Consider the following 21,049-nt stretch of genomic DNA (forward strand, 5'->3'; position numbering starts at 1 on the left):
CAGGATCAGCGGATCGGGTTATGAACGGTCACAAGCTTGGTGCCATCGGGAAAGGTGGCCTCCACCTGCACGTCGTGGATCATTTCGGGCACGCCCTCCATGCATTGCTCGCGGGTGACGACCTGAGCGCCGGCTTCCATCATGTCGGCGACGCTGCGCCCGTCGCGCGCGCCCTCGACGACAGCATCGGTGATGAGCGCGATCGCCTCGGGGTGGTTGAGCAGAACGCCGCGCGCAAGGCGCTTGCGGGCGACTTCGGCGGCCATGGCAATCAGCAACTTGTCTTTCTCTCGGGGCGTCAGGTTCATGGATCACAATCTCCAGGAAATGGGCAGGGATGCATCGCTCAGCGCATCTAGGATCGGCAAAAGATGTTTGCGCAACTCGAACCCGTCCGGGCTTACCAGCCGCACGGTCAGGGTGGTTTCGTTCAGAAGTCCGGCCCCGCCGGTCGCGGGCAGATATTCGCGGACCTGGGCCAGACGGGAAGGGGCGTCGGGCGCCACATAAAGCAGGCTGGCCATGGCGGCGGCCCCTGCGGCTACCGCCGGGCGCGACAGCTGAGCCGCGATATCGCCCGACAGCGAAATGCCGTCCAGATAGAGAGGGCTGCCATCCCGCGTCACCTCGATCCGGTCGCGAAAGCTGCCTTGGGTCACCTGTTCGCCCATCAGGGCGCGTCCGAAAATAACCGGCTCGACCATCAGCAGTCGTGCCCCCGCGTCCAGATCGATGCTCAGCCGGCGGTCGATTGCGCAGCCGTCAAAAAGGATCAACTCCTGTGGAAGCCAATGCAGAAGGGCGTTCTTGGCAACGCTCAGCCGCGTGCGCACATGCGCCGTTTCGCCCGGCAAAGCCCGATAGGCGCGTTCCGCCGCCTGTGTCGTCAAGCTGAGCCGGGTTCCTTCTCCGGCGTGAGCGGTCAGCTGGAACCGGTCGCCCCCCGCCAAACCGCCTGCCGTGTTGACGACGATGCACTCGAGCTGATCGCGGGTTCGGGGAAACACCGCCTTGAACGCACCGGACTGGCGCAATCCATCGATCGCGCTGCGCCCGCCTGCATGCTTTGACGACAGGACGATTTCGCCGCGCGCACGTGGTTGCAACGATCCGCGAAGATTTGAAGGCTGCAGGGTTATGGCGATGCTCCGCGAAAGGTGTTGTGCGTCATCTTCACCATGCGGCGGCGGCGTGCGAGAGGCGCGCTGATCATTGGGTATCCTTTTGAGCGGGTCATGCTCAGTAATTAGGCGAAGTGCGTGGAAAATACCCGTTTTGGAATCTTACTGGGGGGGCGGAACGGTCAAGGTCGCGATAGTGACGGGGGCGGGCGCCGCACGCTCCCGACCCCGTCTGGCCGACGCTGTTGCGACACAGCGCGGCGCAACCCGGTTTAGTGCGAAATCATCCAAGGGCGCTTGGTCGGAAAGCTTTTCGATCCGTCCGGCCGATAGAGCGTTTTCGAATTCTTCTTTTTCGCGGACCCGCCGCAGCATCCGCAGCCCGGACCATGGGAGGATCGCTTGGGGCTGTCGGCCGAGCGCTCGTTCGTTTCATGCGCGCGTCTGGTGCCGCTGGACAGGGTGGCCAGTCTTGGCACGGACAGAAGAACGCGCGGCGATGTCGCGCCGCAATCCGGGCAGTCGCAGGGATCGGAAAACTGGCTGATCGGGGCGATTTCCTCGAACGGGCCGCAGGCATCGCACATATATTCGTAAAGGGGCACGTCATCTCTCCTCAGGCTATGTGGCCGGCCCTGTCAGGGGCCGGCTTTGGTTTTCGGGATGCGTTCAGAGATCCGGGGCGAGCGGAATATCGATGCTGCCGTCGAGATATTTCGTCGGCCCGTTCGCGTTCGGCATCATGTCCCATTCGAAGATATCGTTGGGCAGCCAGAGCGTGGCGCAGGCATTGGGGATGTCCACCACCCCTGAAATATGCCCCTGTACCGGCGCGGTGCCAAGGATCGCATAGGCCTGCGCGCCAGTATATCCGAATTTCTTGAGATATTCGATCGCATTGAGACAGGCCTGCCGATAGGCGACATGCACGTCGAGGTAATGCTGTTCACCGCTTTCATCGACGCTGATGCCTTCGAAGATCAGGTAGTCGTCGTATTTCGGCGTGATCGGCGACGGCCTGAAAATCGGGTTCTTCACTCCGTATTTGGACATGCCGTCCTTGATCAGCTCGACTTTCAGATGCAGCCAGCCCGCCATTTCGATGGCGCCGCAGAAGGTGATCTCGCCGTCGCCCTGGCTGAAATGCAGATCGCCCATCGAAAGGCCCGCGCCGTCCACATAGACCGGGAAATAGATCTTGCAGCCTCGGCTGAGGTCCTTGATGTCGCAATTGCCGCCATGTTCGCGCGGCGGCACGGTGCGGGCAGCTTCGGCCGCGGCCTTGTCGCGCGCCTCGCCCTTCATGGCCCCCATATGTGCGGCCTGGGTGTTGGGCAGGGCGGCCAGCGGCGGCACGCGCTCGGGATCGGTGTTGAACAGCTTGGTTTCACGGCTGTTCCACATGTCCAGCATCTTGCGATCGGGCAGACAGCCGATCAGACCCGGATGGATCAGGACCGCATATTTGACGCCCGGCACGTGGCGCGACTTGGTGAACATGCCGTCGAAATCCCAGATGGATTTCTGTGCCTCGGGAAAATGCTCGGTCAGGAAACCGCCACCGTTCTTTTTCGAGAAAAAGCCGTTGAACCCCCAGAGCATCTCTTCCTTGGCGCCGATATCAAGAATGTCGACCACCAGCAGATCGCCCGGCTCGGCCCCTTTGACGCCGATTGGGCCGGAGAGGTAATGCACCTGTTCCAGTTCCACGTCGCGCACGTCCGAGGCGTCGTCGTTGTTCTTGATCTGACCGCCTGTCCAATCATAGGTCTCGATCTTGAAATCGTCGCCGGGTTCGACCCAGACATTTATCGGAATGTCCGGATGCCAGCGGTTATGCACATTTTCATTGGTGTGCGGATCTTCCGACAGATTGACTGAGATCAGAGTGTTGGACATGGGTATCTCCCAGTATTGCTTGGGGTTTAGACAGATAGGAATTTCGAGACCTTGGCCTCGTCGATGCCCGCGCGGGGGCTGTCATGGACGAAATTGCCGTTTTCGATCACCACCACACGGTCGGCCACGTCCAGCGCAAAACTCAGCACCTGTTCGGAAACGACGATCGACAGCCCCTTGTTGTCGCGGATCTGGCGCAGGGTTCGGGCCATTTCGCGGATGATCGATGGCTGGATGCCCTCGGTCGGCTCGTCGAGCAGCAGGACCTTGGGGTTCGAGGCCAGCGCCCGGGCAATGGCCAATTGCTGTTGCTGGCCACCGGACAGGTTGCCGCCGCGCCGGTTCTTCATTTCCAAAAGCACCGGAAAAAGCTCGTAGATTTCCTCGGGCACGGTTTTCTGACCAGTCACGGTCAACCCGGTTTCCACGTTCTCCTGTACGGTCATCGCGGAAAAGATCATCCGCCCTTGAGGGACATAGGCGATGCCACGCGCCACGCGCTGGTGCGATTTGAGGCCGGTCACGGGCGTGTCGCCCACGGTGATGGTGCCGCTTTTTTCAGGCACGATGCCCATCAGGGTCTTCATCAGCGTGGTCTTGCCCATGCCGTTTCGGCCCATGATCGCGACAATCTCGCCGGGTTCGACCTTGAAGTCGATCCCGTGCAGTACCTCGCTGGCCCCATAGGCGGCGCGCAAGTCTTGAATGTTCAGCATGACGGTACCCCTTCAGTGGCCCAGATAGACTTCGATGACTTTGGGGTCGCTCTGAACGCGTTCCATGGACCCCTCCGACAGGGTCTTGCCCTGATGCAGAACCGTCACGCGCGTGGCGATATCGGCGACAAATCCCATGTCGTGCTCGATCACGATGACGGAGCGGTCTTCGATGATCCGTTTCAGCAGCTCGGCCGTTTTCTTGCGTTCGGCGACCGACATGCCGGCAACAGGCTCGTCCAGCATCAGCAGTTCCGGGTCCTGGATCAGCAGCATCCCGATCTCCAGCCACTGTTTCTGGCCATGACTGAGGAACGCGGCCTTTTCCTCCAGCAGATCTTCGAGAAAGATCGTCTCGGCGATCTCCTGAATGCGGTGGCGCACCTTGTCGTCGCGCCGGAACGCCAGAGCCCCGAAGACGCCGTGACCCTTTGGATAGCTCAGCTCGAGGTTTTCGAAGACGGTCAGATCCTCGTAGACGGAAGGGGTCTGGAATTTCCGCCCGACGCCGGCATGAACGATCTGGTCCTCGCGCATGGTCAGCAATTCCTTGTCCTTGAACGTCACGCTGCCGCTGGTGGCGCGCGTGCGTCCACAGATCAGATCGAGCACCGTGGTCTTTCCCGCGCCGTTCGGGCCGATGATGACCCGGCATTCGTTGGGTTCGACGTAGAAGCTCAGATCATCCACCGCCTTGAACCCGTCGAAGGACACGGTCAGCCCCTCGACCTTGAGGATGAAGCGTTCGTTGGGCACATTCATCTGTCGTTTCCTTCTGGATCGATGGGCCTATTCGGCCGGGGTGCTTTGGCTGGCGGATTTCGGTGCGCCGCGCGGTCCGAACAAGGCCTTCAGGCGTGGCTCGATATGCTGGCTCCAGATGCCGGCCAGCCCATTCGGAAACAGCATGACCACGGCGATGAACAGGCCTCCAAGACCCAAGAGCCACAGCTCGGGAAAGCTTTCCGAGAACGAGGTCTTGGCCCAGTTGACCAGCAACGCGCCATAGACCGCGCCGAGGATCGAAAGACGACCACCGACCGCACAGAAGATCACCATTTCGATCGACGGCACGATCCCCACCAGTGTGGGCGACATGAAGCCCACCTGCAGCGTGAACATCGCGCCACCAATCCCTGCGAAGGCCGCGCCAAGGCAGAAGATGAAGATCTTGAAGCCGGCCACGTCATAGCCTGAGAACCGTACGCGATCTTCCTGGTCACGCATCGCGATCAGCAGCCGGCCCAGCTTGGACTTGCGCACGAATTGCGCGATGAACAGAACCACGAAGAGCAGCGCGCCATTGACGTAATAGAGCACCTCCTTGGCCTCGTCGGTGCGGATGTCCCAGCCCAACAGCGTGCGCAGGTCGGTGATGCCGTTGACGCCCCCGGTATAGCCCTGCTGCCCGATGATGAGGATGGTCAGGATTGCGGCGAAAGCCTGTGTGATGATCGCGAAATACACGCCCCCAACGCGCCGCTTGAACATGGCGACCCCGATGATGAAGGCAAAGAAGACCGGCACCGCGACCACCGCGAACAGCGAAAAGGCAAGGCTATGGAAGGGTTGCCACCAGATCGGCAACTCGGTCAGCTGGTTCCAGTCCATGAAATCCGGGATGCCGGGGGTGGACTGGATCGAGGTGTTCTCAGGCGTCGACGCTTCGAGCTTGAGGAACATGGCCATGCAATATCCGCCAAGCCCGAAGAACACGCCCTGTCCCAGGCTCAGAATACCGCCTGCGCCCCAGCACAGCACAAGGCCGACCGCGACGAAGGCGTAGGTGAGATATTTGCCGAAGAGGTTGAGGCGGAAGCTGTCCAGCGCCATCGGCAGGGCTATGAAGATGATCAGCGCTAGAATGGCGAAACCGATCAGTTCCGAACGCGACAGGAAGGTGGATTTCATGACCGTGTCTCCTTACTTGCGCAGCTTGAGGGTAAAGAGACCCTGCGGGCGGATCATCAGGATGCCGACGACCGTCAGAAGGGTGAGAACCTTGGCCATCGAGCCGGAGAGGAAGAACTCCATGATCGACTGGGCCTGGCTGATGGAAAACGCACTGGCGATGGTGCCCAGAAGGCTGCCGGCACCGCCGAAGACCACCACAAGGAAGGTGTCGACGATGTAAAGCTGGCCCGCGGTCGGACCGGTCGAGCCGATCATCGTGAAGGCCGATCCGGCCACGCCCGCCACACCACAGCCGATCCCGAAGGTCAGCCTGTCGGTCCAGGCGGTGTTGATGCCCACGGCATCGGCCATCACCCGGTTCTGGTTGATCACGCGCACCTGCTTGCCCCAGTTGGAGCGATACATCATGATCCAGACGCCAAAGCTGATGGTAACAGCGAGGATCATCACGAAAATACCGTTGATCGGCACTTCGATCATGTCGGTCAGCGGAAGCGAGCCCATCATCCAGTCCGGGATCGAAACGCCCACCTCGCGGGCGCCAAAGACGCTGCGATAGATCTGCTGCAGAATGAGGCTCAGTCCCCAGGTTGCCAGCAACGTGTCGAGCGGCCGTTTGTAGAGATGGCGTATCAGCGCCCACTCGATAAACAGCCCAAGCGCGCCAGAGGCCAGGAACGCAAATATCATCGCGACAAAGAAATACATCCCGAACAAGGCGGGCATGTAATCGGCGAAGATATTGGACATGATATAGGTGACATAGGCCCCGAGGATCATGAATTCGCCATGAGCCATGTTGATGACGCCCATCTGCCCGAAGATGATGGCAAGCCCGAGCGCCATGAGCACGAAGACGGAAAAGAGAATGAGCCCGGCGAACCCCTGCATCGCAAAAATCGCGCCCAGTTCGGACATGGAATAATCGGCAAACATGCGTGCCTCCGACGGTCGGTTGAAAGGGGAAAGATGCGCGGCCCGGACAATGGAACCCGGACCGCGCGGGGAGTAACCCCTATTTACTGGTAGCCTTCCGGGAAGGTGTTCGGTTCGACCAGCTCGGCCGTCTCGAAGACCACCTCGTACTGTCCATCCGCCTGTGCGCGGCCAACGCGGGTCTTGGACCACAGGTGGTGGTTTTCATGCACCTTCACATAGCCTTCGGGCGCCGTGGTCAGTTCGATCCCGGGGCTTGCCGCCCGAACCTTGTCGACATCGAAACTGCCGGCGGCCTCGACGGCGGCTTTCCACAGCCACGGACCCAGATAGGCGGCCTGCGTCACGTCGCCGATCACCATGTCGTCGCCCCACATCTCCTTGAATGCCTTGACGAATTCGATGTTGTTGGGGTTGTCGAGCGACTGGAAGTATTTCATGCAGGCATAGGCGCCTTCGATATTCTCGCCGCCGATGCCGCGGATCTCGTCCTCGGTCACCGAGATCGTCAGCAGCAGGGGGGCTTCTTCGGTCAGGTCGATGCCGGCCGCCTTCAACTGCTTGTAGAAAGCCACGTTCGAGCCGCCCACGACGATCGCATAGATCACGTCCGGCTTGCGCAGGCGGATCTTGTTGATGACCGAGTTGAACTGCGTGTGGCCGAGCGGGTAATATTCCTCGCCGACGACTTCACAGCCGCCCATGAAGTTCTCGATATGCTTGCGGGCGATCTTGTTCGATGTGCGCGGCCAGATGTAATCGGACCCCAGCAGATAGAACGACTTCGCGCCCTTGGTCTGGTTGACCCAGTCGAGCCCGGCGATGATCTGCTGGGTTGCTTCCTGGCCTGTGTAGATGACGTTGGGGCTTTGCTCGAGACCCTCGTAGAAGGTCGGGTAATAAAGGAACCCGTTATGCTGTTCGAACACCGGCAGCACGGCTTTGCGGCTGGCCGAGGTCCAGCAGCCCATGACCGACGCGACCTTGTCGTTGACCAGAAGCTTGCGGGCCTTTTCCGCGAAAGTCGGCCAATCCGAGGCGCCGTCTTCCTGGATATACTCGATCTTCCGGCCAAGGATGCCGCCCTGGGCGTTGATCTGCTCGATCGCCAGTTTCTCGGCCTGAACCGATCCTGTTTCCGAGATCGCCATCGTGCCTGTGACAGAGTGAAGAATGCCGATCGTCACGGTGTCGTCGGTCACCGCAAGGCCGGTGGTGTTCACCGCGGATGTCGGAAAATCCGAGGCTTTGAGGCCTTTGGGCATGAACAGCGAGGCAGTCAGCGCCGTGCCGCCGGCAAGGACCGCGCGGCGCGACACGCCATTGGATTTCGGGGTGGAATTCTCTTCAGACATGGTGGCTCCTTTTCGGGTGATAAATTTTTGGGCGATTGCCTTGGTGCCCGCTTGTGAAAAGGATGTCGTGAAATGCTGCAGTGCAGTATACGTCGAATGACGTATTCCAGTGCGCGTTTCGAGCAGTATCCTCAACCCCGCGAACAGAAGCGGTAAAACCAACTGACCCATCGGGCATCAGGGTAGGCGCGCCGCAAAAAAACCAGAGCGGCGGAAGGCTCCGAGGATGGTCACGGCATTGAAGGCCACGCGCGAAAAGCGCACCTATAATCGTTGGGTGGCCAATGAGACGATGGAAGATTTCGCCCTGCGCTTCACCGCGCGGCGAGCCCGTCGCTGGAGCTATGCAAGGGTCGCCAATACGGCGATCGGCTCGATCTCGTTTCTGGCGCTCGAAGCGATTGGCGCGACCATCACGGTCACTTACGGGTTCGACATCGCCATCGCGGCGATCATGCTTGTTGGGGCGATCCTTTTTCTGACCAGTTTGCCGATCTCCTATTATGCGGCGCGGCACGGTCTGGATATCGACCTTCTGACCCGGGGGGCCGGCTTTGGATATCTGGGGTCCACGATCACATCGCTGATCTACGCCTCTTTCACCTTTATCTTTTTCGCGCTCGAGGCGGCGATCCTGGCGCTGGCGCTGGAATTCTGTCTCGGGATACCGCTTTTCCTTGGCTATGTGGGCAGTTCGCTGATCGTGATCCCTCTGGTCATCCACGGGTTTTCCAAGATCTCCACCTTCCAGACATGGACCCAGCCCTTATGGGTCCTGCTGCATATCCTGCCCTTCGTTCTGCTGGCTCTGGTCGGCTATGATATCGACGGCTGGACCAGCTTTGCGGGCGCCTCCGACGTGCCCGACAGCTCGCGGCTTTTGATGTTGGGCGCGGCGTCGGGGGTGATCTTCTCGCTGATCGCGCAAATCGGCGAACAGGTCGATTTCCTGCGCTTTCTGCCGGAACCGCGCAGCCGCCAAGAGCGGCGCAAGTGGTGGCTGGCCTTGCTCGCGGCAGGGCCGGGCTGGTCGGTTCTCGGCGTCATCAAGATGGTGGCGGGCTCATATCTGGTGACGCTGGCCTTGCGCGATTCCGTCCCCGTCGATGAAGCCACGGATCCGACGCGCATGTATTACGTCGCTTTCGATCAAGTCCTCGATTCGCCCGGTGTCATCCTCGCGCTGACCGGCGTGTTCGTGATCCTGTCGCAGCTCAAGATCAACGTCACCAACGCCTATGCCGGGTCGATCGCATGGTCGAACTTTTTCTCGCGACTGACCCAAAGCCATCCGGGGCGGGTGGTCTGGCTGGTGTTCAACGTCGCCATTGCGCTGATGCTGATGGAGTTGGGGGTGTTTCGCGGTTTGGAACATATCCTGTCGCTCTATTCCCATGTCGCCGTGGCATGGATCGGGGCGCTGGTGGCCGATCTGGTGGTCAACAAGCCCCTTGGCCTAAGTCCGAAGGGAATCGAGTTTCGCAGATCGCATCTTTACGATGTGAACCCGGTCGGCATCGGGTCGATGATCTGCGCCTGTATCCTGTCGCTGGTGGCGTTCTCGGGCGTGTTGGGCGCCGGGGCTCAGGCGTTTTCGTCCTTCATCGCGCTTGGCACCGCTTTCGTGCTGGCGCCGGTGATCGCCTTCGCCACGGGTGGGAAATATTACCTCGCCCGCGTTGACGATGAACCGCGTCCCAAGGGCCTGCAGCAGTGCCGGGTCTGTGAATACCGGTTCGATGCCGAAGACATGAGCGACTGCCCCTTTCATCAAGGGGCGATCTGTTCGCTGTGCTGTACGCTGGATACGGCCTGCCATGATCATTGCAAGCCCCATGCCCGGCTGGACAATTCCGTGCGCGACGTGCTCGACCGCAGATTTTCCCCGCAGGTCGCCAAGGCGCTCATGTCGCGCATGTCGCGGTTCTTGATCTGGACATTGGTTCTGTCGGGCGCGTTCGGTGCGTTGCTGGTGGCCATCCGCTCGGTTTCGGGCGCGCAGAACTTCGATGCGATCCTGACGATCATTTTCGGGACGGTCCTGATCGGGATCGGGATTTTCGTCTGGATGTTCATTCTGATCGGAGAAAGCCAGCAAAACGCCCGCGCCGAAGCCAAACGCCAGACGGATCGCCTGCTAAAGGAAATCCGCGCCCATGATCGCACCGACCGCGCTCTGCAAGAGGCCAAGGAAAAAGCCGAGGCCGCCAATCTTGCCAAGACACGCTACATGACCGGCCTCAGCCATGAATTGCGCACGCCGCTCAATGCGATCTACGGCTTTGCGCAATTGCTGGAGAAAGATCCGGGCCTTGCGCCCTGGCGTCCGTCGATCACCAGCATCCGACGCTCGAGCGAGCATCTCGCCGGTCTGATCGAAGGGCTTCTGGACATCTCCCGGATCGAGGCAGGACGGCTCGACCTTACCCGTGACCGGGTCAATCTGCGTATGTTCGTCAAGCAGGTGGCGTCGATTTTTCAGGAAGAGGCGCGCAAAAAAGGCATCGACTTCAGGGTGACGACCCATGGCTTTCTGCCCACATTGGTGGGAACCGATGAAAAGCGGTTGCGCCAGATCATCATCAATCTTTTGTCCAACGCGATCCGCTATACCGATAGCGGTGTCGTGAGCTTCGATCTGACCTATCGCAACGAAGTGGCGATCATTACGGTCGCCGATACAGGGATCGGCATATCTCCCGATAACATGACCCGCATCTGGCGCCCCTTCGAGCGTGCAGGCCAGACAAGCGGCCCGGGATCGGGGCTGGGGCTGACGATCACGAAACTGCTGGTTGAAATTCTGGGCGGCGATATCGATGTGACCAGCGCGCCGGGGCAGGGCAGCACCTTTCGGGTGCGCATGATGCTGCCGTCGATCTTGCCAAGCGTGTTCGATGGCAACGACGTGGCCGCCGATGCCCCCTCGCTTCCGGTGATCGGATATGAGGGTCAACGCAAGACCGTTCTCGTGGTGGATGACGATCTCGATCATCTGGCGCTCGCCGAAAGCTATCTCAGCCGGCTTGGGTTTTTCGTGATCGCGGCCTCCGGTCCCAAGATCGCGCAGGCTCTTTTGAAAGAAACGACGCCGGATATGTTCTTGCTGGACATCGACATGCCCGATCAGGATGGCTGGTCTCTGGCACGGGAGTTACGCGACGGCCCGCACCGCAACATTCCGATCGTGATGGTGTCGGGCCACGCCAATGATGAGGGGCACGGAGCTTTCGATACAGGACTGCACGACGCCTTCATCGCCAAGCCGTATAATCTCGACGATCTGCTGCTTCAGATCGCCGAGTTGCTGAAAATCAAGTTGATCCTGGAAGATCAGGATTCCGACACTGAACAAACCTTCAAACCCCTGTCCCTGCCGGATCGGGAGACGCTGATCTCCCATGCGCTGATCGGTCATGCCAGTGCGTTGCGCAGCAAGCTGGCGGAATTGAAGCTGACCCGGTCAGCCCCGCCCGAGCTATTGCAAGCGCTGCAGGACCGTATCGACGTCTTCGATCTGGAGGGGATCGTGACATATTTGGAAGAGGCGTGACATGAACCCCAGTGACTTTGAGACCCGTAGTATCGCGCTGGTGGTGGATGATAACCCGGAATCTCTCGGGATGGTCTCCGCGGCACTGGAAAGCCATGGCATGACAGTGCTTGTGGCGCGCGACGGGCGGTCGGCGATCAATCTGACGCACAGGGTGCAGCCCGATGTGATCCTGATGGATGCCATAATGCCCGAGATGGACGGATTCGAGACCTGCCGCGCACTCAAATTCGGGCCCAATCCGGTCCTTGCCCCAATCATCTTCATGACCAGGCTCAGCGATCAGGAACATATCGTGAAAGGGCTGCGTGCAGGGGGCGTTGACTACATCACCAAACCCGTCGAACTGGATGAGATGATCGCGCGTCTGAGCACGCATATCGTTAATTCCAAGCTCATTCAAAGCGCGCGTGATGCGCTGGATTCCTGTGGCCGGGCCATTCTTGCCTTCGATCAGCAGGGTGAGCTGGCCTGGGGCTCGCAAAAGGCGCTTGGCTATTTTTCATCTATCGCGGGCGATATCCCCATGACCGAGCTCAAGGGATGGATCGCGGGCTGCGTCGAAAATCCCCTGTCGGCAATCGCGCCATACGCGCATGGGGCGACGAGTTTTCATTTCGTTGGCGTTTCGATCGCCCGCGATTATCTGGTCAAGATCACCCTGCTTGAGGGTGCCAGCAACGAAGAGAAGCTGCGCGCTGCCTTCGATCTGACAGCGCGTGAATCCGAAGTGTTATTCTGGTTGACCCTTGGCAAGACCAATCGCGACATCAGCGCAATCCTCGATCTGAGTGCGCGAACGGTCAACAAGCATCTCGAACAGGTGTTTCAGAAGATGGGGGTCGATAACAGAACCTCCGCCGCCGTTCTGGCGGATCGTGTTCTGGCGCGCGAAGGCTAAAGCCTGACGGTGTGCTGCCGGTTCATCCCGTCCGGTCCAAGCATCTCGACCACCTTGACCCGAACCGCGATAGGCGAGGGCAGGGCGCCATACCCCGGTCAGCACCCACAATCCGCTCAGGCTGCCCCCCGGTTCCAGTCGGTGCCGGGCACGGCGGCTAAAAGGTTGCGGGTATACTCGGCCTTCGGGTTGAGAAACACCTCGGCCACCGGCCCGATTTCCACCAGCTTGCCGCGTTGCATCACCGCCACCCTGTCACAAAGCTGTGCCGCGACCCGCATGTCATGGGTGATGAACATCAGCGACAGATGCAGCCGCTTTTGCAGATCGCGCAGCAATTCCAGCACCTGCGCCTGGATCGACACATCCAGCGCCGACACCGCCTCGTCGGCGATGATCAGATCCGGGTCCATCGCCAGCGCGCGCGCGATGCCGATGCGCTGCCGCTGGCCGCCGGAAAACTCATGCGGATAGCGGTCTGCGGCGCCGGCATCCAGCTCCACGATCTCCAGCAATTCGCGGGCGCGCGCATGGGCCTTGTCGCGCGGCGCGCCTTGCACGATCGGTCCTTCGCAAAGCGCATGCAGGATCGTCTTGCGCGGATTGAGAGAGGCATAAGGGTCCTGAAAGATCATCTGCACCCGCCTGCGCGCGCGGCGCAGCTCATCGGCGCTCAGGGCTGTCATGTTCTGCCCATCCAGCAGGATTTCGCCCGAATCCGCCTCGACCAGCCGCACGATGGCACGGCCCACGGTGGATTTTCCCGACCCGGATTCGCCCACGATCCCCAGAACCTCGCCGCGCGCGATGCTGAAGGACACATCGTCGATCGCCGTCACGCTGCGCTTGGGCCGAAAGAGCCCGCCCGAGGTGACAAAGGTCTTGCGCAGATTGCGCACCTCCAGAACCGCCGGACCCGAGACCGGCTCGGGGCTGGGAACATGATCCGACGGGATCGCCTCCAACAGCGCCTTGGTATAGGCGTGCTGCGGTGTTTTCAGAACCTCGGCGACCGGTCCCTGTTCCACGATCTCGCCATACCGCATCACGATCACACGGTCGGCGATTTCCGCCACCACGCCGAAATCATGGGTGATGAACATCACTGACATGCCATGCCGATGCTGGATCGTCTTGATAAGTTCCAGAATCTGCGCCTGCGTGGTCACATCCAGCGCCGTGGTCGGTTCGTCCGCGATCAGGATCGCCGGGTCCAGCGCCAGCGCCATGGCGATCATCGCCCGCTGTCTTTGCCCGCCCGACAACTGGAAGGGATAGGCGCGGATGATCTTTTCAGGATCGGGAAGCCCGACCTCCTTTATCAGCGCCAGCGCCTTGTCGCGCCGCTCGGACGGGGTATGGCGGTTATGGGCCTCAAAGACCTCGGCGATCTGATCGCCGATGCGCATCAGCGGGTTGAGCGCGGTCATCGGTTCCTGAAAGATCATCCCGATCCGGTCGCCGCGCAGCTTGCGCCGCTCATGATCGGGCAGGGCAAGCATGTCGCGCCCCTCGAAATGGGCGGTGCCGCGCGCCACCTCCACCTGATCCGGCAAGAGCCCCATCAGCGCATTGGCGGTCATCGACTTGCCAGACCCGGATTCGCCCACCACACACAGGATCTCTCCGGCACCCAGATCGAAGTCGATATTCTGCACCGCAAAGCCGCGGTCCGCACCGGGCGGCAAGGAAATCGCCAGATCGCGGATTTTCAGGACAGGCTCCATCTCAGCGTCCCTTTCTGGCCAGTCGCGGATTGAGCGCATCGTTCAGCCCTTCACCGATCAGGTTCAGCGCCAGCACCGTCAAAAGGATCGCCACGCCGGGAATGAAACTCAGCCACCATGCGCTGCGGATCACCGTGCGCGCGGCCCCGATCATGTAGCCCCAGCTCATGATATTGGGATCGCCCAGACCGAGAAACGACAACGAGCTTTCCAGCAATATGGCCGTGGCCACCATCAATGAGGCCATCACGATGATCGGCGACATCGCATTGGGCAGGATATGCCCGAAAAGGATGCGCGTGTTCGAAAGCCCAGCCAGTCTTGCGGCATCCACGAATTCGCGCTTGCGCAGCGACAGCACCTCGGCGCGCACAAGTCGGGCGACGGGTGGCCAGCTGACAATCGCGATGGCCAGCGTGATCGTCGGCAGGGTCGGCTCCATGATCGCCACCAGCACGATCGCCAGCGCGAAATTCGGGATCGTCTGGAAAAACTCGGTAAAGCGCATCGCGCCATCATCGACCAGACCGCCATAAAAGCCCGCAAACGCCCCAAGCGGCACACCGATCAGCAGCGCCACCAGCGTCGACACGAGCCCAACGATCAGCGACACCCGCGCGCCATGCACCAGCCCCGAGGCGACATCGCGCCCCAGCGTGTCGGTGCCAAGCGGAAATCCCTCCACGCTGAACGGCGGCAGGAACGGGCGCTGCACCATCTTCCACGGGCTCTCGGGATAAAGCAGCGGCGCCAGAACTGCGAGCAGCACCACCGTAATCAGGATCACCGCTCCGATCACGGCGCCCCGGTTGCGTGAAAACCGTTTGAGGAAATCCATCATGCGTGCCTCCTCATATCCGCGGATCGATCAGCCGATAGACGATATCGGTGATGATGTTGAAGGCGATGACCATCGCCGCCGACACAAGAAACACCCCCAGAAGCGTGTTGTAATCTCGTGCCGTCAGGCTTTCGAACATCAGCCGTCCGATACCGGGCCAGGCAAAGACCGTTTCGGTCAGCACCGCGCCGCCCACCAGCTGCCCCGCCTGCAGACCTGCCAGCGTGACCACCGGCAACAGCGCATTGCGCAGGATATGACGCCGCCGGATCACCCCTTCGCCAAGGCCCTTGGCGCGGGCGGTCTTGACGAAATCCATCTGGCTCACCTCCAGCACCGAGGATCGCGTCATCCGCAGATAGACCGCCATGAAGAACAGCCCCAACGTCAGCGCCGGCAAGAACAGGTGCCGCAACCGGTCCAGCACCAGATCGAGCCCGCTCAGATCGGCGCCCACCGTCCCATAGCCGAAGGCCGGGAACCAACCGAGCTTGACGGAAAACAGGACCACGGCCATCAGCGCGACCCAGAACAGCGGCGTGGCATAAAACAGCAGCGCAATCGAGGTGATCGCCGAATCCCCCCAACGGCCCTGCCGGGCCGCCGCCGCCAGACCGAACACGATCCCCAACAGCAGCGACATGCCGAACGCCGTGAGCGTCAGAAGCAGCGTTGCCGGCAGCCGGTCAAGGATCAGGTCCAGCACCGGCATCTGCTGACGGTAGGAATACCCCAGATCCAGTTGCACCACCCCCGAGACATAATTCCAGAACTGCACGTAAAGCGGCTGGTCCAGCCCGAACCGCTCGCGCAATTGGGCGATGAATTGCTCATCGGCAGCCCCTGCCTCGCCCGCCATGACCATCGCCGGATCGCCCGGGGCGGCATGAATGAGAAAGAAATTCAGAACGACGATCAGCAACAGCGTGACCGCCGCCTTTGCGGCACGCCCGAAAATGGCGGAGAGAAGTGTCATGTGACTGTTCTGCCCGGATATCTGGAATGGTCAGGACGCAAAGACGGCCGGCCCGGTATCTCCCGGACTGGCCGCCCTGTCGGCAAGGGGCTTACTTCTCGATCCACGCGTCGCGCAGACCGTCATTGATGCCGATCCCGGTGGTTACAAGGTCCTTGACCTCGCAGCGGTAGATCGTCGGAAACTCGATCTCCAGAAGCCACGCCACGGGCACGTCATCCACCAGCGTCTGCTGGATTTCCGTGTAGATCTCCTGTCGTGCCTCCGGGGTGGCGGCGACAGCAGCCTCGGCGAACATCGCGTCGACCTCTTCATTGGCATAGCCCGCAACGTTGTTCCACGGGCTGCCCTTGGCGATATTCGTGGACAGATAGCTGCGCGCCACGCCCAGGGCCGGATCGCCATACTGGTAGAGATAGGTGAAGGCGATGTCGAAATCCCATTCGGCCTGTTTCTGGTTCCAGCCGGCCACGTCGGTGGCCACGACCTCGGCATTGATGCCCACCTCGGACAGGTTCTGCTTCATCGCCTCGGCCCAACGCTGCCACGTCTCGCCATAGGGCAGGGGCAGGATGCGCACCGCTTCCCCGTCATAGCCCATATCGGCCAGCAATTCTCGGGCCTTGTCGGGGTTGTGGTCGTACATGATCGTGTCGTCGGTATAGAAATTGGTCTTCGACGATACCGGGCTGGTGGCGACCTTGCCGAACCCGTTCCAGATCACATCCTTCACGAATTCGCGGTCCATCGCATACATCACCGCCTTGCGGAACCGCGTGTCGGCGGTCGGCCCTTCGCGGTTGTTCATCCATGCCATCGCGTGCGGCGCGAAATATTCCCAACCCTGACCGGTGGAACAGACCCCGTCCATCTGCGTGAGCCGCTGAACATCCCAGTTCTCGACCGAGCCGCCCGGCAGCACATCGACCTCGCCATTCTCGAAGGCCACGGCGCGCGCCGCGGCATCCGGGATCACCCGGTAATAGATCTCGTCCAGATAGGGCTGGCCCTCGAGGTAGTAATCCTCGTTCTTGACCAGATGAATATAGCTGCCCTTTTCCCAGGCCTCGAACTTGTACGGGCCTGTACCGATCGGCGTGTTGTTCGCCGGGTTGTTGGCGTAGTCAGTGCCCTCATAGATATGCTTGGGCACCATCGGCATCGTGCCGGCCTCGAAGACGCCAATGAATGGCCCGAAGGGGTTCTTGAGCTGGAAGACCACCGTATGATCGTCCGGGGCGGTCACCGACTCCACATGCGCAAGGCTCACGCGCAGCCGCGCATGGGTTTCGCGCAGGAACTTGTCCACGGAAAACACCACATCCTCTGCGGTGAACGGCGCGCCGTCATGCCATGTGACACCCTCACGCAGCTTGAACGTATAGGTGAGCGCGTCATCCGAAATCTCCCATGATTTCGCCAGCGACGGCTGCGGGTTCAGATCGGTGTCATAGCGCAGCAGGCTCTCATAGATGTCCCCGGCGACCAGCTGGGTGGGGCCGTTCTGCACAAGCCCCAGCATGAGGCTGGGCGGCTCAGGCTGCACGACGATGTCAAGCCGGCCGCCCGCGTCCTGCGCGGCTACCGGCATGGCAAGACCCATGCTCAGGATCGACGTGGTAAAAATCTTCTTCATCTGTTGCTCCCTGTTGAAATTCTGCTTCGGGCGCAGCCCGGCTTGCGTTTTCGGCACCGGCGTGGCCGCCCTCCGCCTTGGTCCTTGCGTCATGCGCGCCCGGCGGATTTTTCACTCTTCGGCGCGGTCCGGCGATGTTTGCCCTTGATCCCTGCAAGCGGGGGTCGCTAGGGCATTCGGCATGGGGTCAGTTCAGCTTCTGGCCCTCACGGAGTCAAGGCAAATTGTCGACAGACGACAATTTCAGGGATAGCTTGCGACCATGCCGATGGAATCTGAACCACTCTTTCCGCCTCTTGCCCGCGATGCGCTCTCGCAGCGCATTGCCCGCATCCTGACCGATGCCATCGTGTCCGGGCAGCTCAAACCCGGTGACAGGGTGGCCGAATCCGTGATCGCCCGCGATCTCGGCGTCAGCCGTGCGCCCGTGCGCGAGGCGGGCCGTCTGCTGGAAAGTGCGGGGCTTCTGGTCTCCAAGGCCAATCGCGGGTTCTTCGTGCGCACCATCGATGCCGAAGACCTCGATGCGCTTTACGAGCTGCGCCTGTGCATCGAACGCGAAGCCGCCGCCCGTGTCGTGCGCGAGGGCAGGCTGCCCGACATCCTCGACCCACTGCGCGCCCTGATCGAACAGATGGTGGCCTTGTCTGCCGAAAAAAGGCTGATGCATCAGATCGTGGTCGATCTGCAATTTCACCGGCTGATCGTGGAGACCAGCGGCAACAAACGCTTTCTGGCGGTGTTCGACAAGCTGGCCTCGGAAATTCAGGCCTGCACGGCGCTGATCGAACGGGTGTTCGACGAGCCGGGGATGATCGCGCGCAATCACTACCTCATCATCGAGGCGCTCGAAACCGGCGATCCCGAACAGGCCCGTGCCGCGATGGATTACCATATCGGCGTCGCCCGCAAGGCCGTGGTCGAGCATTTCCGCAAGCTCGAGGCCGAAGGCGGCGCCTGAACTGCCGCCGCGTCAGCCGCTCAGCCCCGCCGCCTTGCGCGCCAGATCGGTGATCCGTGCCCAATCTCCGGCCTCTACCGCGTCCTTCGGCGCAACCCAGCTTCCGCCCACGCAGAGCGTATTGGAGAGCGCCAGGTAATCCGCGGCCGTGTCGGGCGTGATCCCGCCTGTCGGGCAAAACGTGATCTGCGGCAGCGGTGCGCCGATGGCCTTCAGCGCCTTCGCGCCGCCCGCGGCCTCGGCGGGAAAGAACTTGAGCATGTCATAGCCGCGTTCCAGCAGCGCCATCGCCTCGCTGGCCGTGGCCGCCCCCGGCAAGAGCGGCAGATCGGCGCTTTCGCAGGCCTCGAGCAGGCGGGGTGTCGCGCCGGGGGCCACGGCAAAGCGCGCGCCCGCTGCCTTGGCCGCTTGCACGTCCTCGGGCGTCAGGACCGTGCCCGCGCCCACCACGCCGCCCGGCACTCGGGCCATCGCGGCGATTGCCTCAAGTGCCGCAGGCGTGCGCAGCGTCACCTCCAGCACCGGCAGCCCACCGTCTACCAGTGCGCGCGCCAGCCCTTCGGCCTTTGCAGCATCCTCGATCACCAGAACCGGAATGACCGGCGCCAGCCCGCACAGGCGCCGGGTCTCGGCGCTGGCCTGCTGCGGGGTCATGGCGTGCCCTCGCTCGGCAGCAAGGGCGAGGCGCCTTGCGTTGCCGGTCCCGCGCATTGCCGGAACAGCTCGAACAATTCCCGTCCGATCCCGTGGGTGTTTGCGCTCAGATCGGGGCTGGCCGCGTCGCGCTCCAGCGCGCCATCGGTCAACACCTCAAGCTGGCCCGCCTTGGCATCGACCCGGATCAGATCCCCATCGCTCAGCTTTGCCAGCGGCCCGCCAAGGGCGGCCTCGGGGCTGACATGCAACGCGGCGGGCACCTTGCCCGACGCGCCGGACATGCGCCCATCCGTGACCAGCGCCACTTTCAATCCCCGGTCCAGCAGCACCGACAAAAGCGGTGTCAGCGCATGCAGCTCGGGCATCCCGTTGGCGCGCGGCCCCTGAAACCGGACCACGACGACGCAATCCTCAGTAAACTCTCCTGCGCGGAACGCCTCTTTGACCGCCTCCTGATCGTGAAACACGCGGGCAGGGGCCTCGACTACATGCAGCTCGGGTGCCACCGCCGACACCTTCATGATGCCCGAACCCAGATTGCCGCTCAGATCCTGCAAGCCGCCAGTGGCCTGAAACGGATCGCCTACCGGGCGCAGTATTTTTTCGTTTCGGCTGCGATCCGGACCGTCCCCCCAGATCAGCGTATCCTCTCTCAGCGTCGGCTCTTTCGTATAGCGCTCCAGCCCCGGCCCGGCGATGGTCTGCACATCCTCGTGCAGCAACCCCGCCTCCAGCAATTCACCGATCATGAAGGCCAGCCCGCCCGCGGCGTGGAAATGGTTCACATCCGCCAGCCCGTTGGGATAGACCTTGGCCATCAGCGGCGTCACCGCCGAGATGTCGGCGAAATCCTGCGGCTCCAGTAGGATGCCCGCAGCACGCGCCATGGCCGGCAGATGCAGCACCAGGTTGGTCGATCCCCCCGTTGCCATCAGCCCCACCATCCCGTTGACGAAGGCGCGCTCGTCCAGCACCTCGGCCGCCGGGATATATTCGTTGCCCAGTGCCGTGATCGCCAGCGCGCGGGCGGTGGCCGCCCGGGTCAGCGCATCGCGCAGCGGCGTGCCCGGATTGACGAAACTCGCCCCCGGAAGATGCAGCCCCATGAACTCCATCAACATCTGGTTGGTGTTGGCCGTTCCGTAAAAGGTGCAGGTGCCGGGACCGTGATAGCTTTCCATCTCGGCGCGCATCAGCTCGTCGCGGTCGATCTCGCCCTTGGCAAAGCGTTGGCGCACCTTGGCCTTCTCGTCATTGGGCAGCCCCGATGTCATCGGCCCCGCCGGCATGAACACCGCCGGGATATGCCCGAAGGTTGCCGCCGCGATCACAAGCCCCGGCACGATCTTGTCGCACACGCCCAGATAGGCCGCCGCATCGAACGTATTGTGACTGAGTGCGACACCCGCCGCCATCGCGATCACATCGCGTGAAAACAGCGACAGCTCCATCCCCGGTTGGCCCTGCGTGACCCCGTCGCACATCGCAGGGACACCGCCCGCCACCTGCGCCGTGCCGCCCGCCTCTCGTGCGGCGTCGCGGATCAGCTCGGGGAAACGCTCGAACGGCTGATGCGCCGATAGCATGTCGTTATAGGCCGTCACGATCCCCAGGTTGGGCGCGCGATGCGCTGCCAGCCTGTCCTTGTCCTCGCCCATCGCGGCATAGGCATGGGCCTGGTTGCCGCAACTCAGATGCGCGCGGCGCGGACCATCCTCGGCGGCACGGCGCATCCGCTCGAGATATGTGCCGCGCGTCCGCGCTGAGCGGTCCCGGATACGGGCCGTGAGGGCGTCGATTTTGGGGTGGAGGGTCATGCTAGGTCCGGCTGGTTGGCGTTAGCGGTAACGTAGCAT

At 61.8% G+C, this 21,049-nt stretch carries 18 protein-coding genes; 3 read left to right on the forward strand and 15 right to left on the reverse strand.

The annotated features are described in order from the left end of the window. Nucleotides 1-5: 5 nt before the first annotated feature. The 9 genes from RAZWK3B_RS13100 to urtA form a co-directional block, all read right to left on the reverse strand. Nucleotides 6-308 (reverse strand): urease subunit gamma, encoded by a 303-nt coding sequence (locus RAZWK3B_RS13100; RefSeq protein WP_007815886.1) that lies wholly within the window; start codon nt 306-308, stop codon nt 6-8. Nucleotides 309-311: 3 nt separating this feature from the next. After that, nucleotides 312-1,106: an urease accessory protein UreD gene (locus tag RAZWK3B_RS13105; protein WP_007815888.1), complete on the reverse strand. Its 795-nt coding sequence runs from the start codon at nt 1,104-1,106 to the stop codon at nt 312-314. A gap of 287 nt (nt 1,107-1,393) precedes the next feature. After that, on the reverse strand, nt 1,394-1,726 hold the full coding sequence (locus RAZWK3B_RS13110) for an FmdB family zinc ribbon protein (RefSeq protein WP_007815890.1): 333 nt from the start codon (nt 1,724-1,726) through the stop codon (nt 1,394-1,396). Between the two features lie 64 nt (nt 1,727-1,790). Next, nucleotides 1,791-3,020 (reverse strand): formamidase, encoded by a 1,230-nt coding sequence (gene fmdA, locus RAZWK3B_RS13115; protein WP_007815892.1) that lies wholly within the window; start codon nt 3,018-3,020, stop codon nt 1,791-1,793. 26 nt (nt 3,021-3,046) lie between these two features. Further along, a complete protein-coding gene (gene urtE, locus RAZWK3B_RS13120) occupies nt 3,047-3,736 on the reverse strand; it encodes an urea ABC transporter ATP-binding subunit UrtE (protein ID WP_007815894.1) in 690 nt (229 codons plus the stop codon). Nucleotides 3,737-3,748: 12 nt separating this feature from the next. After that, nucleotides 3,749-4,498: an urea ABC transporter ATP-binding protein UrtD gene (gene urtD, locus RAZWK3B_RS13125; RefSeq protein WP_007815896.1), complete on the reverse strand. Its 750-nt coding sequence runs from the start codon at nt 4,496-4,498 to the stop codon at nt 3,749-3,751. A gap of 27 nt (nt 4,499-4,525) precedes the next feature. Continuing rightward, entirely contained in the window at nt 4,526-5,647 is a 1,122-nt protein-coding gene (urtC, locus tag RAZWK3B_RS13130; RefSeq protein WP_007815897.1) for an urea ABC transporter permease subunit UrtC, read from the reverse strand. A 12-nt stretch (nt 5,648-5,659) separates the two neighbouring features. Then, a complete protein-coding gene (gene urtB, locus RAZWK3B_RS13135) occupies nt 5,660-6,586 on the reverse strand; it encodes an urea ABC transporter permease subunit UrtB (protein ID WP_007815898.1) in 927 nt (308 codons plus the stop codon). Nucleotides 6,587-6,669: 83 nt separating this feature from the next. Further along, nucleotides 6,670-7,941, reverse strand: a complete 1,272-nt coding sequence (urtA, locus tag RAZWK3B_RS13140; RefSeq protein ID WP_007815899.1) for an urea ABC transporter substrate-binding protein — start codon at nt 7,939-7,941, stop codon at nt 6,670-6,672. Nucleotides 7,942-8,167: 226 nt separating this feature from the next. On the opposite strand from urtA, the gene RAZWK3B_RS13145 reads away from it, so the two are divergent. Beyond that, nucleotides 8,168-11,494 (forward strand): hybrid sensor histidine kinase/response regulator, encoded by a 3,327-nt coding sequence (locus RAZWK3B_RS13145; protein WP_007815900.1) that lies wholly within the window; start codon nt 8,168-8,170, stop codon nt 11,492-11,494. A 1-nt stretch (nt 11,495) separates the two neighbouring features. After that, nucleotides 11,496-12,395 (forward strand): response regulator transcription factor, encoded by a 900-nt coding sequence (locus tag RAZWK3B_RS13150; protein ID WP_007815901.1) that lies wholly within the window; start codon nt 11,496-11,498, stop codon nt 12,393-12,395. A gap of 116 nt (nt 12,396-12,511) precedes the next feature. Here the strand turns inward: RAZWK3B_RS13150 and RAZWK3B_RS13155 are convergent, their stop codons facing one another. From RAZWK3B_RS13155 to RAZWK3B_RS13170, 4 genes are all read right to left on the reverse strand, one after another. Next, nucleotides 12,512-14,122, reverse strand: a complete 1,611-nt coding sequence (locus RAZWK3B_RS13155) for an ABC transporter ATP-binding protein (protein ID WP_007815902.1) — start codon at nt 14,120-14,122, stop codon at nt 12,512-12,514. A 1-nt stretch (nt 14,123) separates the two neighbouring features. Next, nucleotides 14,124-14,963 carry an ABC transporter permease gene (locus RAZWK3B_RS13160; protein ID WP_007815903.1) on the reverse strand — a complete coding sequence of 280 codons (840 nt, stop codon included), beginning with the start codon at nt 14,961-14,963 and terminating at the stop codon, nt 14,124-14,126. A gap of 10 nt (nt 14,964-14,973) precedes the next feature. After that, the gene (locus RAZWK3B_RS13165; protein WP_007815904.1) at nt 14,974-15,939 is read right to left on the reverse strand and encodes an ABC transporter permease; all 966 of its coding nucleotides are present in this window, start codon (nt 15,937-15,939) and stop codon (nt 14,974-14,976) included. 91 nt (nt 15,940-16,030) lie between these two features. Beyond that, entirely contained in the window at nt 16,031-17,575 is a 1,545-nt protein-coding gene (locus RAZWK3B_RS13170) for an ABC transporter substrate-binding protein (RefSeq protein WP_037295845.1), read from the reverse strand. Between the two features lie 262 nt (nt 17,576-17,837). On the opposite strand from RAZWK3B_RS13170, the gene RAZWK3B_RS13175 reads away from it, so the two are divergent. Then, nucleotides 17,838-18,536 (forward strand): GntR family transcriptional regulator, encoded by a 699-nt coding sequence (locus RAZWK3B_RS13175; protein WP_007815906.1) that lies wholly within the window; start codon nt 17,838-17,840, stop codon nt 18,534-18,536. A 12-nt stretch (nt 18,537-18,548) separates the two neighbouring features. On the opposite strand, the gene eda is transcribed toward RAZWK3B_RS13175, so the two are convergent. Next, nucleotides 18,549-19,190 (reverse strand): bifunctional 4-hydroxy-2-oxoglutarate aldolase/2-dehydro-3-deoxy-phosphogluconate aldolase, encoded by a 642-nt coding sequence (gene eda, locus RAZWK3B_RS13180; protein ID WP_007815907.1) that lies wholly within the window; start codon nt 19,188-19,190, stop codon nt 18,549-18,551. Next, a complete protein-coding gene (gene edd / locus RAZWK3B_RS13185; protein ID WP_007815909.1) occupies nt 19,187-21,010 on the reverse strand; it encodes a phosphogluconate dehydratase in 1,824 nt (607 codons plus the stop codon). Before edd ends, eda begins: the two co-directional genes overlap by 4 nt. Nucleotides 21,011-21,049: the final 39 nt, after the last annotated feature.

The organism is Roseobacter sp. AzwK-3b, assembly GCF_000170875.1.
Lineage (GTDB): Bacteria > Pseudomonadota > Alphaproteobacteria > Rhodobacterales > Rhodobacteraceae > Roseovarius > Roseovarius litoreus.

Excerpts from the sequence above, each read along its gene's own strand:
- urtE (WP_007815894.1), bottom strand. The coding sequence starts at position 3,736 with ATGCTGAACATTCAAGACTTGCGCGCCGCCTATGGGGCCAGCGAGGTA.
- RAZWK3B_RS13145 (WP_007815900.1), top strand. The coding sequence starts at position 8,168 with ATGGTCACGGCATTGAAGGCCACGCGCGAAAAGCGCACCTATAATCGT.
- RAZWK3B_RS13155 (WP_007815902.1), bottom strand. The coding sequence starts at position 14,122 with ATGGAGCCTGTCCTGAAAATCCGCGATCTGGCGATTTCCTTGCCGCCC.
- urtC (WP_007815897.1), bottom strand. The coding sequence starts at position 5,647 with ATGAAATCCACCTTCCTGTCGCGTTCGGAACTGATCGGTTTCGCCATT.
- RAZWK3B_RS13100 (WP_007815886.1), bottom strand. The coding sequence starts at position 308 with ATGAACCTGACGCCCCGAGAGAAAGACAAGTTGCTGATTGCCATGGCC.
- RAZWK3B_RS13150 (WP_007815901.1), top strand. The coding sequence starts at position 11,496 with ATGAACCCCAGTGACTTTGAGACCCGTAGTATCGCGCTGGTGGTGGAT.
- RAZWK3B_RS13170 (WP_037295845.1), bottom strand. The coding sequence starts at position 17,575 with ATGAAGAAGATTTTTACCACGTCGATCCTGAGCATGGGTCTTGCCATG.
- urtD (WP_007815896.1), bottom strand. The coding sequence starts at position 4,498 with ATGAATGTGCCCAACGAACGCTTCATCCTCAAGGTCGAGGGGCTGACC.
- eda (WP_007815907.1), bottom strand. The coding sequence starts at position 19,190 with ATGACCCCGCAGCAGGCCAGCGCCGAGACCCGGCGCCTGTGCGGGCTG.
- edd (WP_007815909.1), bottom strand. The coding sequence starts at position 21,010 with ATGACCCTCCACCCCAAAATCGACGCCCTCACGGCCCGTATCCGGGAC.
- fmdA (WP_007815892.1), bottom strand. The coding sequence starts at position 3,020 with ATGTCCAACACTCTGATCTCAGTCAATCTGTCGGAAGATCCGCACACC.
- RAZWK3B_RS13175 (WP_007815906.1), top strand. The coding sequence starts at position 17,838 with ATGCCGATGGAATCTGAACCACTCTTTCCGCCTCTTGCCCGCGATGCG.
- urtA (WP_007815899.1), bottom strand. The coding sequence starts at position 7,941 with ATGTCTGAAGAGAATTCCACCCCGAAATCCAATGGCGTGTCGCGCCGC.
- RAZWK3B_RS13160 (WP_007815903.1), bottom strand. The coding sequence starts at position 14,963 with ATGATGGATTTCCTCAAACGGTTTTCACGCAACCGGGGCGCCGTGATC.
- urtB (WP_007815898.1), bottom strand. The coding sequence starts at position 6,586 with ATGTTTGCCGATTATTCCATGTCCGAACTGGGCGCGATTTTTGCGATG.
- RAZWK3B_RS13165 (WP_007815904.1), bottom strand. The coding sequence starts at position 15,939 with ATGACACTTCTCTCCGCCATTTTCGGGCGTGCCGCAAAGGCGGCGGTC.